This is a genomic window from Rufibacter hautae, assembly GCF_008271695.1.
GTDB lineage: Bacteria > Bacteroidota > Bacteroidia > Cytophagales > Hymenobacteraceae > Nibribacter > Nibribacter hautae.
On record NZ_VKKY01000003.1, the window covers coordinates 484,553 to 498,815 of the forward strand.

A 14,263-nucleotide genomic window follows, 5' to 3' on the forward strand; every position below is an offset into this window, starting at 1 on the left:
TCCTCTACTCTCAACATTCCCGATTTTGCCGGGCCGTTTAGAGGCTGTTTTCTTAAAATCAGCCCAAAACGAGAGTCTGTTTGTACTGCATTGCCGAAGGTTCTCTCCTCATTCACTCCAACATTCACTCCATCACTCAATCTCTCATTCAAAATTCGTCACCTGTCAATATCGGCTAGCACGTAGTCCATGGCGCCGAGGATGGAGAGCAGGTCGGCGACGGTATAGCCGCGGCTGATGTAGGGCAGCATCTGCATGTGGGGGAAGGAGGGGGTGCGGATGCGGACGCGGTACGCCGAGGTGTTGCCGTCTGAGGTGAGATAATAGCTGTTGGCGCCTTTGGTGGCCTCAATGCAACTCATAGCCTCGCCCGCGGGGATCACCGGTCCCCAACTCACGTTCAGAAAGTGCGTGATCAGCGTCTCGATGTCCTGCATGGTGTGCTTTTTGAGAGGCGGCGTGGTCAACGGATGGTCGGCTTTGTAGGAACCGGCGGGCATGTTCTTGAGGCACTGTTCAATGATGCGCAGACTTTGCCGCATCTCGGCTACGCGCACCAGCGCCCGGTCATAACAGTCGCCGTTCTGGCCGATGGGCACCTCAAAATCGAACATTTCGTAGCCCGAGTAAGGCCGCGTTTTCCGGAAATCCCAGTCCATGCCGCAGGCTCGCAGGTTGGCCCCGGTCACGCCCCACTCAATGGCTTCCTCGGCGGTGAAGATCCCGATGCCCACGGTGCGGGCTTTGAACAGGCTGTTCTTCAGCACCATGCTGTCGTATTCTTTGAGCCTTTTGGGGAAATAGTCCAGAAAACCCTGCACCAGCGTTTCCCAGCCTTTGGGCAGATCCTGTGACACGCCGCCAATCCGGAACCAGTTGGGATGCATGCGACCGCCGCAAACGGCCTCCACCACCTCAAAGACCTTTTCGCGGTCAGAGAACATGTAGAACACCGGCGAGAGCTGCCCCAAATCCTGCGCAAACGTGCCGTACCACACCAAATGGCTCGCAATCCGGAAGAATTCGCACATCATGACCCTGATCACCTTCACCCGCTCCGGCACTTCAATACCCGCCAGTTTCTCCACCGCCAGCAGGTAGGCCAGGTTGTTCATCACGCCGCCCAGGTAATCCACGCGGTCAGTGTAAGGAATGTAGGTGTGCCAAGACTGCCGTTCGCCCATCTTCTCGGCCCCGCGGTGGTGGAACCCGATGTCGGGCACGGCATCCACAATGTCTTCGCCGTCTAATTGCAAAATAATGCGTAAAACGCCGTGCGTGCCCGGGTGCTGCGGCCCGATGTTGAGGAACATGAAATCACTGTCTTCGCTCTGGCGCGCCATGCCCCATTCCTCGGGCTTGAACCTTAATGCCTCCTGCTCACGATCCTGCTTTTCGTCCCATAATCTAAAAGGTCCCATCTCGGTGGCCCGCGCCGGGTGCTCCTTGCGCAACGGGTGGCCTTCCCAGGTACGCGGCATGAGAATGCGCGACAGGTTGGGGTGCCCTTCAAACTTGATCCCGAAGAGGTCAAAAATCTCCCGCTCATACCAGTTGGCGTTGGCCCACAGCCCGGTGATGCTGGGTAGCGAAGGATACTCGCCAAACAGACCCACCTTCAGCCGGATGAAGAGATTCTGCGCGTAGGAGAACAAATGGTAGACAATGGTGAAATCGGCGTGGGGGACGTGGTTCGTAGCCCGGTTGCGGGTGCGTTCGTCCAGGGCGCAGAGGTCGTAGAGAAAAGGGAAGGGTTGCGGGATCTCTTTTTTGAGGTAATGCAGGATCTCTTTAGCTTGGGCCACAGGCATCCAGAGGGTGAGAATCTCATCCTTGGTGGTCTGTACGATGAAGGTGCCCTCACCGAAACGGGATTGCAGTTGCGCCAGAAGGTTGCCGTTGCTATCCATTGTACAGGCGTTTTGTTGCCATTTTAGGCAAATCCTTGTCCTTTTGTACTTTACATCCTTCCTCTACACCATCGTGGTTCCACTAGCTTTTTGGGGCTATTCTGATTTTTATTTCCTGCTTGATTGTTGTCTGATTTATATCTCGTCGGGGGACCGGAAATCAGTCATCTGCCGGCGGTGTTCTACTTTGCGGGCTTTCACATCAGTATTATCTGGTCGGATGATGCCCTGCTCGCCCACGCTCCAGCTCAGCGGCCGCTTCTCTTTCCCTACCGATTCTGACAACAGCACCAAGCCTTCCATGAACGCATCGGGACGGGGCGGGCAGCCGGGCACGTACAAATCTACGGGCAGGAATTTGTCCACGCCCTGTACCACGCTGTAGATGTCATACATACCGCCCGAGTTGGCGCAAGACCCCATGGAAATAACCCAGCGGGGTTCCATCATCTGCTCGTACAGGCGTTGAATGATGGGTGCCATTTTGATGAAGACCGTGCCGGCGATGATCATGACATCGGCCTCGCGGGGCGTTCCCCGGATTACCTCGGCCCCGAAACGGGCCAGATCGTACTTGGGCGTCATGCTGGTGGCCATCTCCACGAAACAGCAGGACAACCCGAAGTGGAACGGCCACATGGAGTTTTTCCGGCCCCAGGCCAGCAGGCTTTGCATGGAGCTGAGCATGATGCTCTGCTGCATGGTGTCCTCGTAAGAACCGGTGCCTTTTAGGGCGCCCGTTGGTTGTTCTGGTCTACTCAGCCACCACTTCATGCCGGGTCTCTTTTAGGGTGATTTTCTTATACGCCTGCAGAATCTTCTTGCCATCCGGACCGAAGTCCAGGGCCCCATTGCGCCACTCATAGATCAGCACCACCACCAGCAGTACAATGAACGCCAGCACCCCAAAGTAGCCGTACCAGCCCAGTTCCTGAAACGCGATGGCCCAGGACACAATAAAGATGGTTTCCACGTCAAAAATGACGAAGAGCATGGCAATCAGGTAGAACTGGGAAGAGAAACGCAATCGGGCTGTACCTGTGCTGATGATGCCCCCTTCATAGGGTTCACCAGTGGCGCGCTCATGGTGTCGGCCACCCAGGAAATGGGAAATGGTGAGGATGATGCCGGCCAGGCTGAGCACAATGGCTGTGTAGACCAGCAAAGGCCAGAGCAGGGCAGGATTTTCGGGAGAATTGGTCAAAGCGCATCCCCTCCAGGGAATCGTTTGGATTCTGGTTACCGCATGTAGGAAAGGTTCACATGAACACACCGCCGGCGAAGTGCCGTTAGTGACCGGTTATGTAATGCTCCAGGTTCTCGATGATGAATTTCTGCTCGTCAATGATGTATTTTACCACGTCCCCGATGGAAATCAACCCCGCCAATTCCCCGTTCTCCATCACCGGAAGGTGCCGGATGTAACTTTGGGTCATGAGTTTCATGCAATCTTCAATAGGGGTGTCTGGGGTAACGGTGATGGGGCGTTCGCTCATGATTTCCCGTACCAGGGTTTCTTTGGAGGCTTTCCCCTTCAGAATCACCTTGCGGGCGTAATCACGTTCGGTAAAGATGCCGGTGAATCTTCCCCGGTCTATGATCAAGAGGGCTCCCAGGTTTTTCTCGCACATGAGTTCCAGTGCCTGGTACACGGTGTCGTCGGGTTCTATCGAGTAGATAGCGTGCCCTTTGCTGGCTAAAATATTTCTGACCTTACCCATTTTGCCTCTTCCTCCGCAAGAGATTTCTAGAATGTGTAAAGGGAATGATTACTCTTTTTGCCAAGAATCTATAAGATATGAGAAATATAATATTTATTTTAATAATTACATTATTTTTCTTTCTTTTTTTACCAAAATGAAAATTTGTAATTAAGAGGGCGGCTTCCATAGCGGCAATCTCCGGAGGGGTGAGTGGCGGGGGCTGGGGCCACGGGTGCCGCAGTGACGTCCCATAACCCTGGGGCCAAGACACTGTCCATAAGGACCGTGGCCTGTAACGCATCGGCAGGAAACGTTACATTTCAGGAAAAAGAGGCGGAAAACCTTAATTGACGTAATGCCTACCCAAAACCCGGTACCGCGGCCCGGCGGGAGGAGGACGACCCGGTAAGGCCTTCTGAAGATACGCAATTCCGCATTCCGTTTACTGGCTATTTTCTGAAAAACGCCGGCGAAACGGGATGGGCCGTCTCTTTTGAGAGATCTTCCCGCCTGCGTTTTCAATTCACCAGACCCCTCATCAGCGGCGGGAGGCTGATTTCTGGAATAGAAGCCCAGGCAAAGGGAAGCGCTTAATCATTTTTGAGGTGTTTTCCAGAAAACGGGCTAAAACGGAATAGATAAGTTCACAAATAGCTTTTGTACCCACCCCTGTGGGTTGAGGGCAGTAACAGTGGGTTTCTACTAGGGTGGTACTTGGTGCAAAAAAGCCGAGGCTTCCATTAGGAGCCTCGGCTTTCCAACTTGACCTTAAGGTTACCGGTGAAGCAACAGTCTTTTGAGGATTGACTTTCCGGCCACTGTTATCCGACAAATATAAACCCCATTGGCATGTAAACCGCTCTCAAACTCATAGCGGTTTACCTTGCCTGCCTCAGCCTTCCCTACGTGGAGAGTTTTTACCAATTGCCCTTGGAAAGTGTACATCTCCAGCCTCACCTCTTCGTCATTTGCCAGGGAAAAGCTTATGGTCACCTTGTCTGAGAAGGGATTCGGGCTGGCCGTGAAGTTATCCAGGAAAACTTCGGGTACAGGTGGAATCTGTCGCGCCGCAGCAGCCATGACTTCTAAGGAAGGTGTAGAAGTGAAGGGGATAAGGTTAGCGCCGGGAATAACCTCCATGGTACCATTGGGCTTGGTCCAGGCTACAGAGAGGTGGTCTTTGAATCTAAACTCGCGCATCACGGCCTCTATGTAGTAGCGGCGACCGGCCTCCAGGTAAATGAGTTCCGACTGTTGGGAAGCGAAGTCGTGGTACCTGCCGGCCTTGGTTGCCCGGCGCAAGTAGGCGATCCGGGCCATTTTCGAGGGGTCTTCATCCGGGCTCAACCTTACCTCTGCCCGGTCATCCGCCGTAAGGTGGAAGCGGTATTCGCCGGAAATGGGAACGAGTAGATAGGCCCGCACCCGGGCGAAGTAGTTGTCACCTAGGTTAGATGGAGCCATGAAGGAGGTAATGGTGCTGGTGCTGGTGGGCGGGGTTGAGGGAAGCTGATGGATGTCTACCAGGCTGGAAGGAATGCTGGCCCACACCTCATGGGTGATTCCTTCGGCCGGGTGAATGGTGAAGCACCTTTGGATCTTCCCAGAGGGTAAGTAGTTGGCATCACCGGGTTGGCTGAAGGCGATACACCCTCCGCCTGGCCCAATGGGAATCAGGAACCCATTCTCTATTTTAACCTGCCCTGAGATAACCTCTACCAAAACCGGCAGACCGTTAGCAGCGGTAGGCGGAATTTTATAAGGGGTACCTCCCACCGTCAGGTCCGGTATGGTAGGCACCCTAAGTTGCTGGCGGACTTTCCGGATCACGAAGAACCCACTGGCTGAGCCTTGGTAAGTAGCTGTGTTCACCGTGGCAACTACCTCGTAGCCCCCGGCATTCACAGGAAGGGTAGTGCTGCCATCAAAAGTAAGGGTCACGGGTAAGTTGGCAGGAGAAGTAGTAAAAGTGGGTGCCTGGACAGAGCCATTATACAAGGTTGTCATTTTATCCAGCTGGATAGTGGCTTTTGCTTTCCTAACCACAATGGATCTCACTACCACGGGGGCAGGATTGAAATTTTTGTTTCCGGGCTGTGATGCCTGTACCACCACGGTGCCAGCCGACGTAAAAGTGAGTAGGTTCCCTAAAATAGTTGCCGGGCCAGACACTACACTAAAGAGGACCGGTAAACCAGAACTTGCGGTGGCCTCTAAAGTGACGGGATCCTCTAGCAGGGTTCTATCTCCTTTGGGATGGAAGGTGATTACCTGGTCACTAGCAGATTGGTTAGGGCTAACGTTAAAAGAAGCTAGATAACTTCGAGCCGCGTCTCCAATAAAGGTAAACTGGCCTCCTGTATGAAGGGTGGAAGATGCCGAATGGTAGTGTAGCGCATGGACAGGTTTGTTGAACTGCGGGTAGTTCCCTACCGCGGCTCCCATGCTTGTATCAAGCATGGCAAAGTTACTTACCGGTTGCTCTCCTGCCCTGCTGAAAGAACCTCCCGCAAACAGGTAACCCTGCCCCTGCATAAGGGCGAAGACGGTGTCATTCAGGTTTGGGTTCCAGACCGTAGCCAGACCTTTCTTCATCTCCAGAGCCGCCACGTAAGAACGATTCTGGCCTCCTACCTGGGTGAAGGAGCCCCCGGCGTAAACGAGGGAGCTATCCAAGGCCAAAGCATAAACCCTCCCGTTGGCCAAGGGATTCCAGGACAGAAGAAATCCCCCGGTTTTCTTAAAGGCCGCAAGGGACCCACGATCCTGCTGGCCTACTTTGGTGAAAGAACCCCCTACAAAGATGGTTGAATTGTTTACCGCCAAGGCATGGACCGTATTGTCCAGTATCGGATTCCAGGGAGAGGCGGTACCGGAAGTGTTCTCCAGGGCTGCTACGTAATGCCGGCTCTTCCCGCCAATCCGGGTAAAGGTACCTCCTGCGTAGATAGTAGCTCCATCTACCTCCAGGGCAAAGACTTTCCCGTTTGCTCCCGGATCCCAAGGGGTAGCAAGACCTGAGGTGCGACTGAGGGCTCCTATATTGAGGCGAGGTTGGCCACCTAAATAGTGAAAATCTCCCCCCACATAAACGGTGGAGCCCTGCACACGCACTACATTCACTCTGCCCGTGATAGGTGGCTTAAATGGAATATAAATATACGTACCATACGCTCCTGGTTTCCAGGATAGAACTTTCCCCGTACTGGCTGAGTAGGCAGCCAGATTGTCACGGTAGGTGGTTTTCAGAAAGGTGAAGGATCCCCCCACCAGGACGGCATTGCCCCAAACTGTGACGGAGTACACAAAAAAATTAGGTTCAGGCGTCCAGTTAACTATTTGCCCCGTGGAGAGGCTGATGGCCGCCACATAAGGGCGGCGATGGCTGCCGATTCGGTCGAAATTTCCTACGGCGTAGAGCGTAGTGCCAGAGAGGGCGACTTGATAGACTGGCCCATTCGGATGCGGATTCCACGAGGAGACCTGTCCTGTGGTGGTGTTCATGGCCGCCAGAAAGGGGCGGAGAATGCCATTGATCCGGCTGAAGTCACCGGCAGCATAGAGGGTTGCGCCAGAGATAGAAAGGTCATTTACATAATTATCTACTTTGGGGGCGAAGGGAGTGAGCGCTCCCGATAATAGGTCCACTGCAGCCAGATTCTGGCGGTTCTGGCCTTCCATTTGGGTAAAGCCACCTCCTAAATAGAGGATGTTGCCATCCAGTGCCATGGCTGAAATGCCCCCATCTAGCTGAAGGGTCCATTCGGTGGCCTTGCCAGTGGAGGTGCTCAGGGCAGCTATTATAATTCTGTTTTGTCCTTCTATTTGCGTTTTTCCTCCTATTTGAGCAAAACTTCCAGATACAAAGAGGGTAGATTCATAAAGTTCGATGTCCGCTACATAATTGTCGGGTTGTGGAGCCCATGTGGTGGCCTTTCCGGTGGAAGCGCTCAGGGCGGCCAAGTAATTCCTGTTTTCTCCCCCTATCTGAGTAAAAGAACCAGAAGTGTAAAGGGTGGAGCCGGAGAGAATGAGCTTTTGAACATCACGGTCTGGTTGCGCATCAAAGCCGGGGTCAAAAGTATGGTTGGGAAGCACATGGGCCAGGCTACTGCGCGTCTCCCCCGCCACTTCGTAACTGAAAGAGCCACCCAGGTACCATCCGCCCGAACCGTCAGGAATAGACACATATACGAAGCCTTCTACTATAGGAAAGGTACGGTCTGGTACGTCTGAGGTGGTAGATAGTAAAGCGGCAGGCCCAATATTGAAGCCGAGCATGCTAAAAGAGCCACCCAGGAAGACAGTATCGCCTGATTGTGCCATGGAGTAGACAATGCCGTCTGTATCTATTGATTTGGGTTTAAGGGTTTGCCCCGAACTGGAGATGATCGTTGCCAATAGGAACAACCAAAGGAAGGATAAATGCTTTTTCATCTTGGTTACACAGTAAGATGTACCGTAAGCATAGTGCAATCGCATCTGTTTCCCCCACTGGAGGGAGGAACTTCTACGCCTGTATAGTTGCCTGGAAAGGAACACAAGCGGCAAGGGGAGAGGATATGATCTGTTCCCTGACCCAGGGTGACAGGAACAGACCTGTTGAAATAATCTAAAGTGATTTCCTGTATTCGCTACGTTGCCTACGTAATTGGCGGGGGCAATCAGATAGGTGGGTAGCCCAGGTGTGGCTCTCAGCTAAAACCAAAGATCAGGTGAAGGCGCACCCAAGGAGAGATGAAACTCAACACCGGATGGTTGTTAACGAAGCATTTAATTCGGCGGGAGGGGGTGGCTGCCGGTAGGAGAACATTGGAACACTTCTGATGCTCCAGAAGGGAGGGACAACGTATAAGAAAATAAGAACCATTCCAAACTCTTTCGCCCCGTTTCCTGACTAGAGCTCTAGGACTACGATTTTGGCTGCTTTCCCTTAAATGAGCAGCAATCCTGTTGGAAGAGCAGGTAATTTTCGCAAGGCTGGTGTCAATCTCTTTTTCTTAACTAAAGATAACCTATTGTTTTAACCTTTTAGGCAAACGCCTTCTTTAAATGTGGGCAAGATTTCTCAGGAATTCCGGCATGAAACCTGTATAGGTGATGGTGTCCAATAGAATTTACGAATCTTGCCAACGGCGTCTGGTATTGATTTACGGACCGCGCCCCACCCGCCTCCTTACCTGGTGAAAACTGCAGTGGTTGTACTGCCTAGAATTTCTTAAGAACGAAGGATGGATTACGTTCTTTTCGCCCGCCTATAAACCTTTCCGGCCAGGCAAGAAAACAAAAAAGCCGATCTCGGGGAGATCGGCTTTTTCGGAACTAAAACTATAGGGTAATCTATACCAGTAGGTATTAGCTTCTTTTTTCTTTGATACGAGCGGCTTTACCAGAAAGACCTCTCAGGTAGAACAGACGAGCTCTTCTAACTTTACCTCTGCGGATTACCTCAATTTTCTCGATGTTTGGAGAAAGAAGCGGGAAAATACGCTCGGTTCCGATTTGGTTAGACACTTTTCTTACAGTGAAAGTCTCGCTAGCGCCGGAGTTTCTGCGTTGCAACACCACGCCTTGGAATTGCTGGATACGCTCTTTGTTACCTTCACGGATTTTCACGTGAATGTTCACTGTGTCGCCAGCAGCAAAAGTAGGAATTGAGGCACGCTTCTCTGTGTATTCCTGCTCTACTAATTTAATTAAATCGCTCATGACTATAATATAGTGTCTTTTTATCTGCAAAATTCGGAGTGCAAATATAGACGTTATTTTTCTAATTGTAAATCAACAAGTACTAATTTTTTTCATCGGGCAGCAAATCCGGCCGTAATTGGCGAGTGCGCTGCACGGCCTGCTCAAACCGCCACTCCTCTACTTTGGGGGTGTTACCAGACAGCAGGATGTCTGGAACGGTATGTCCTTCAAAATCAGCGGGCCTGGAATACACCGGAGGCGCCAGCAGATTGTCCTGGAAAGAGTCTGAGAGCGCGCTGCTCTCGTCATTCAATACTCCGGGTATTAACCGGATAAGGGAATCTGCCAACACCGCAGCCGCCAGTTCTCCGCCGGAGAGCACATAGTCGCCTATGCTGATCTCGTGGGTCACAAACAGGTCGCGCACGCGTTGGTCCACGCCTTTGTAGTGTCCGCACAGGATGATGATGTTCTTAAGCATGGACAACCGATTGGCCATGGGCTGGTTCAGCGTCTGGCCGTCTGGGGTCATGTAGATCACCGCATCATAGGTGCGCTGGGCCTGCAGTTCCCTGATGCACTTGGCAATGGGTTCCACCATGAGCACCATGCCGGCGCCTCCGCCAAAGGCGTAGTCGTCAATCTGGCCGTGCTTGTTGATTGCGTATTTGCGCAGGTCGTGCAGGTGTACTTCCACCAGACCTTTGTCCTGGGCTCTTTTTAGAATAGAGTGGTCAAAGGGGCCGGTGAGCAGGTGGGGCTGGCAGGTGATGATATCAAACCGCGTCATCGTCTTCGTCTTCCTCGCCCTCCAGGGGCGGTTCTTCCAATTGGCGGTTAGAGGGTTGGGTGTACACTTCCAGAAGGCCCTCGGGCAGGTTCACGTAGATCTTACGCTCCTCTTTGCTGGTGCGCAGGATAATCTCGTCCTGAACCGGAATCAGCACCTCGTGGCCCTGGTAATCCATGGCCAGCAGATCCTGGTTAGGCAGGTCAAAGAAGGTCTGCACCGTGCCCAGTTCGCCTAACTGTTCATCTACCACTGTGTAGCCAATCACCTCATGGAAGTAGAACTGGTCTTCTTCCAGCTCGGGCAGTTGGTTCAGGGGAAGGTAGAGGGCTACGCCTTTGAGTCTCTCGGCATCGGCCACGGTGTTCACATCCTCAAACTTGATGATGCTTTTGCCTTTGTCCTGCGGGTTGAGGTCATCAATGAAAAAAGGAACCAGTTTCCCGTTTATCAACAGGAAAACTGATTCCAATTCATCGTACTCTTCCGGAAAGTCCACGTCAAAAAACGCGACTACCTGGCCTTTGGTGCCATGCGTGCGAACAATATACCCCAACTGGAAGCATGCGTCTAACGTCATGGCTGGTAAAATTAAGCTTGAGCTTCTTCTGTAGCGTCTGCGGCAGGAGCATCGGTGCCTTCAGTGGCATCGCCTTCTGCAGCCGGAGCTTCTTCAGCGGCTACTGGCTCAGGCGTGTTTTTCAAACGGATGGCTTCTGCACGGGCAGCGTTTACTCTAGCCTCAGCTTCCAAAGCAGCTTTTCTCTGGGCAGCTTTGTCGCTTCCTACTTTCTCTACTTTACCGCTGATTTTGGCATCTTTCGCGGCTTTCCACTCTGCATAGCGGGCATCAGCCTGCTCTTGCGTCACGGCGCCTTTCAATACACCAATCTGTAAGTGCTTTCTGAACATAACCCCGGTGTAAGAAAGCATGGCTTTCACGGTGTCAGTTGGTTGAGCGCCTTTCAATACCCAATCCAACGCTTTGTCTTCGTTGAAGTTGATAGTGGCAGGGTTTGTCTGTGGGTTGTAAGTACCCAATTTCTCGATGAAGCGACCATCACGTGGTGCACGAGCATCTGCAACTACGATATCGTACATTGCAGCTTTTTTGCGGCCTCTGCGGGCCAGTCTGATTTTAACAGCCATAGTAAACTTTGTTAAAGCGCCGGATCCCGTCCGGCATTGGGGTGCAAATGTACGGCAATAATTCTGAAACTGCTACTATTAGTTTAAAGATTTGAGACTGTGGCCTTTTGAAAAGGAATGATTTGAAGTTTTTGAAAGTAGGAGATAAACTAGACCGTTGTTTTTAGATCGATTTTAAGGATAATGAATTTAAATAGTTACTTATAATGGAACTGCGGACCTTAACGCATAGCCGGTATAAAGCAGAAAGGCGCCTCCTGATTAGGAAGCGCCTTTCTGCTTTTATGTTGAGCTGCGGTTAAGCAGTAGCTTTTTTCAATTTGATGATGCCCACTTTATCCAGGGTCCAGATGATAGGGTAAGTTGGGTCCACTTCCCACCATTTCACCCCGAAGTTCACGCGGTTAGGCAATTTGTGGTGGTTGTTCTGGAACAACTCGCCACCGGTTAAAAAGTCAAAGAAAAGCGAGTTTCTTGATTTGTCGTTGTTGTCAAAGTTCTGGTAGCCGTATTTGTGACCGCTCCAGTTCACGATGGCGCCGTGCAGAGGCCCCATCAGGAAGTGCAAAGGCAACAGCAGGTACATCCACCAGTACTCGGCAAAGTAAATATAGAAAACCACGTAGAAAGTACCCCACGCAAGTCGGGAACCCCAGTGATCGCCAATTCTTTCTACTAGGCGCCAAACCGGGTAATTGCCATCAAAGCGCATCTCTGGTTCCACTCTGTTCTTCAAGACATCGTTGTAGATGTTCTTGGTTTTCCACATCATGGTGAAGGCATTGCTGGAAAAGTGCGGCGAATGCGGGTCACGGGCCGTGTCTGAGAACGCGTGGTGCATCCGGTGCAGAATGGCATATGCTCTGGGCGACAGGAAAGACGAGCCCTGGCTGATGTAGGTGAAAAGGAAAAAGAACTTCTCCCAAAACGCATTCATGGTGAACATTTTATGCGCGGCGTAGCGGTGGAGGTAAAAGGTCTGCACAAACAGCGACAGGTACCAGTGTGCTACGAAAAAGAGGATGATAATCATGCTGGGTGATTGCAATTAATAGTTTACGCCTAACAGCGGCAGGCAGTATGAGAACAGCCCTGCCGTAAATAAGTTCACAAAGCTACAACGCAAGTTATAAACGCTGCAATGACAAACCTGTATTTTGCGCAAAAGTGATAAGAATCATCTTTTGCTCTTCCTTCTTGGTTTGCCAAATCCCTTAAACAGGTAATTGGCTGAAGTTTTCCTTTGGCTATTTTATGTCTGCTTTTATAAAAATGACTGATAATTGCTTTGACTTCAAACTAGAAACGGCACGGCCCTAAGAAACTTGCACTTGCTTGAGCAAACAGAAACCTGATCTGAAATTTAAAGAAGGCTGAACAGAGGGAAAGCTTAGGGCTGGAAAGGTTGCCAGGCCGGAATGCGGGGAAGAGGAGCCTGTACAGAGACCCAGGTTTTCAGGACGGGATGCTCAAAACCCAGTTCGCGCGCGTGCAGGGCGATGCTTTTGTTGGGCAGCGGCTCCGGGGCGCCGTACCGCAGATCGCCCAGGATGGGACATTTGAGCGAGGCTAATTGTACCCGTATCTGGTGCGGCCGACCGGTGACGGGCCGAACCTCTACCAGGTATTTGCCATTGGCGCCTTTAAGTAAAGAATAGCTGAGTTCGGCGCGTTGGCTGCCCGGCTTTTCACTCGTGAGAGCTTTGGTGGTATTGCGCTCGGCGTCTTTGACAAGCCAATGCACTAGGGTTCCGGCCTCAGGTTGCGGAGCCCGTTGCGTGATGGCCCAGTAAATTTTTTCCGTTTTCCGGGTTTTGAACTGTTCGTTCAGGCGAGTGAGAGTTTTGGAGGTCTTGGCCAGGAGCACCACGCCGCTTACCGGCCGGTCCAAACGGTGTACCACGCCAATGAACACGTTGCCCGGTTTCTGATATTTCTCCTTGATGTACTCCTTCGCCAACTCTGAGAGCGGCACATCACCGGTTTCATCGCCCTGCACCAGCACTCCGCTAGGTTTGTTCACCACCAGCAGGTGGTTGTCTTCAAAAAGTACGTCTAGCTTGAAGGGGGCAGGCATTCGGTTTTTAAGCTGTTTTTGAGAGAAGAGGCGAAAAGCGGAAAATTGTTGGTTGTTCATTGCTGATTGTTATACCACGAAGAACAATCAACAATCAGCAATGAACAATTAATAAGCTTCTTCTTCGGTAGGGAAGTTGAGGGATTTCACGTCCTGGATGTAGTTGCTCACGGCGCCGGTGATGATCTCATGGAGTTCGGCGTAGCGGCGCAGGAAGCGGGGTTTGAATTCCTTGGTGATGCCCAACAGGTCATGAATCACCAACACCTGGCCGTCTACGTGCGGACCAGCTCCGATCCCGATGATGGGAATCTCCAGTTCCTCGGCTACACGTTTAGCCAGGGCGGACGGGATTTTCTCCAGCACAATAGCAAAACAGCCCAGTTCCTGCAGAATGCGGGCATCGGAGAGGAGTTTTTCGGCTTCGGCTTCTTCCTTGGCACGCACCGAGTAGGTGCCGAATTTATAGATAGACTGCGGGGTAAGGCCCAAGTGTCCCATCACCGGCACGCCGGCGCTGAGGATACGCGTAATGGAGTCCTTAATTTCTTCGCCGCCTTCCAGCTTCACGCCGTGGGCACCAGATTCTTTCATGATCCTGATAGCGGAACGCAGGGCCTCCGAGGAGTTTCCCTGGTAAGAACCGAACGGGAGGTCCACCACCACAAACGCGCGCTTCACACCCCGCACCACCGAGGAGGCATGATAGATCATCTGGTCCAGGGTAATGGGCAGTGTGGTCTCGTGGCCGGCCATCACGTTGGAGGCAGAATCGCCCACAAGTAAAACATCTGTTCCGGCGGCATCCAGTAAGGTGGCCATGGAGAAATCATACGCAGTGAGCATGGAGATTTTCTCGCCACGTACTTTCATGCTTTGCAGCTGGTGGGTGGTAATGATTTTTACCTCGCGTTTCTGAACCGACATAACAATAGTTGGGGTA

Annotated in this window: 12 protein-coding genes; all 12 read right to left on the bottom strand. The window is 52.0% G+C overall.

Translation table 11 applies throughout. The features are described from left to right. Positions 1 to 158: 158 nt before the first annotated feature. The 12 genes from nuoC to panB all read right to left on the bottom strand — a co-directional run bounded on the left by nuoC (position 159) and on the right by panB (position 14,247). Complete coding sequence (nuoC, locus tag FOA19_RS18510; protein WP_149092330.1) at positions 159 to 1,910, bottom strand: NADH-quinone oxidoreductase subunit C/D; 1,752 nt, start codon at positions 1,908 to 1,910, stop codon at positions 159 to 161. Positions 1,911 to 2,045: 135 nt separating this feature from the next. Beyond that, positions 2,046 to 2,684, bottom strand: a complete 639-nt coding sequence (locus FOA19_RS18515; protein ID WP_149092331.1) for an NADH-quinone oxidoreductase subunit B — start codon at positions 2,682 to 2,684, stop codon at positions 2,046 to 2,048. Beyond that, positions 2,665 to 3,114, bottom strand: coding sequence for an NADH-quinone oxidoreductase subunit A (locus tag FOA19_RS18520; protein WP_223808979.1), 450 nt, complete (start codon positions 3,112 to 3,114; stop codon positions 2,665 to 2,667). Before FOA19_RS18520 ends, FOA19_RS18515 begins: the two co-directional genes overlap by 20 nt. An 85-nt stretch (positions 3,115 to 3,199) precedes the next feature. After that, a complete protein-coding gene (locus tag FOA19_RS18525) occupies positions 3,200 to 3,631 on the bottom strand; it encodes a CBS domain-containing protein (RefSeq protein ID WP_149092332.1) in 432 nt (143 codons plus the stop codon). A gap of 756 nt (positions 3,632 to 4,387) precedes the next feature. Beyond that, positions 4,388 to 8,050, bottom strand: a complete 3,663-nt coding sequence (locus FOA19_RS18530; RefSeq protein WP_190300464.1) for an MBG domain-containing protein — start codon at positions 8,048 to 8,050, stop codon at positions 4,388 to 4,390. Positions 8,051 to 8,968: 918 nt separating this feature from the next. Continuing rightward, positions 8,969 to 9,322, bottom strand: a complete 354-nt coding sequence (rplS, locus tag FOA19_RS18535; protein WP_123127567.1) for a 50S ribosomal protein L19 — start codon at positions 9,320 to 9,322, stop codon at positions 8,969 to 8,971. Positions 9,323 to 9,404: 82 nt separating this feature from the next. Then, positions 9,405 to 10,094, bottom strand: a complete 690-nt coding sequence (trmD, locus tag FOA19_RS18540) for a tRNA (guanosine(37)-N1)-methyltransferase TrmD (RefSeq protein WP_149092334.1) — start codon at positions 10,092 to 10,094, stop codon at positions 9,405 to 9,407. Continuing rightward, positions 10,081 to 10,674 carry a ribosome maturation factor RimM gene (gene rimM, locus FOA19_RS18545; protein ID WP_149092335.1) on the bottom strand — a complete coding sequence of 198 codons (594 nt, stop codon included), beginning with the start codon at positions 10,672 to 10,674 and terminating at the stop codon, positions 10,081 to 10,083. Before rimM ends, trmD begins: the two co-directional genes overlap by 14 nt. A gap of 11 nt (positions 10,675 to 10,685) precedes the next feature. Beyond that, positions 10,686 to 11,243 carry a 30S ribosomal protein S16 gene (locus FOA19_RS18550; RefSeq protein WP_149092336.1) on the bottom strand — a complete coding sequence of 186 codons (558 nt, stop codon included), beginning with the start codon at positions 11,241 to 11,243 and terminating at the stop codon, positions 10,686 to 10,688. Between the two features lie 298 nt (positions 11,244 to 11,541). Further along, on the bottom strand, positions 11,542 to 12,276 hold the full coding sequence (locus FOA19_RS18555) for an acyl-CoA desaturase (RefSeq protein WP_149092337.1): 735 nt from the start codon (positions 12,274 to 12,276) through the stop codon (positions 11,542 to 11,544). Between the two features lie 357 nt (positions 12,277 to 12,633). Beyond that, a complete protein-coding gene (locus FOA19_RS18560; RefSeq protein ID WP_149092338.1) occupies positions 12,634 to 13,320 on the bottom strand; it encodes an RluA family pseudouridine synthase in 687 nt (228 codons plus the stop codon). Between the two features lie 108 nt (positions 13,321 to 13,428). Next, on the bottom strand, positions 13,429 to 14,247 hold the full coding sequence (gene panB, locus FOA19_RS18565; RefSeq protein ID WP_149092339.1) for a 3-methyl-2-oxobutanoate hydroxymethyltransferase: 819 nt from the start codon (positions 14,245 to 14,247) through the stop codon (positions 13,429 to 13,431). Positions 14,248 to 14,263: the final 16 nt, after the last annotated feature.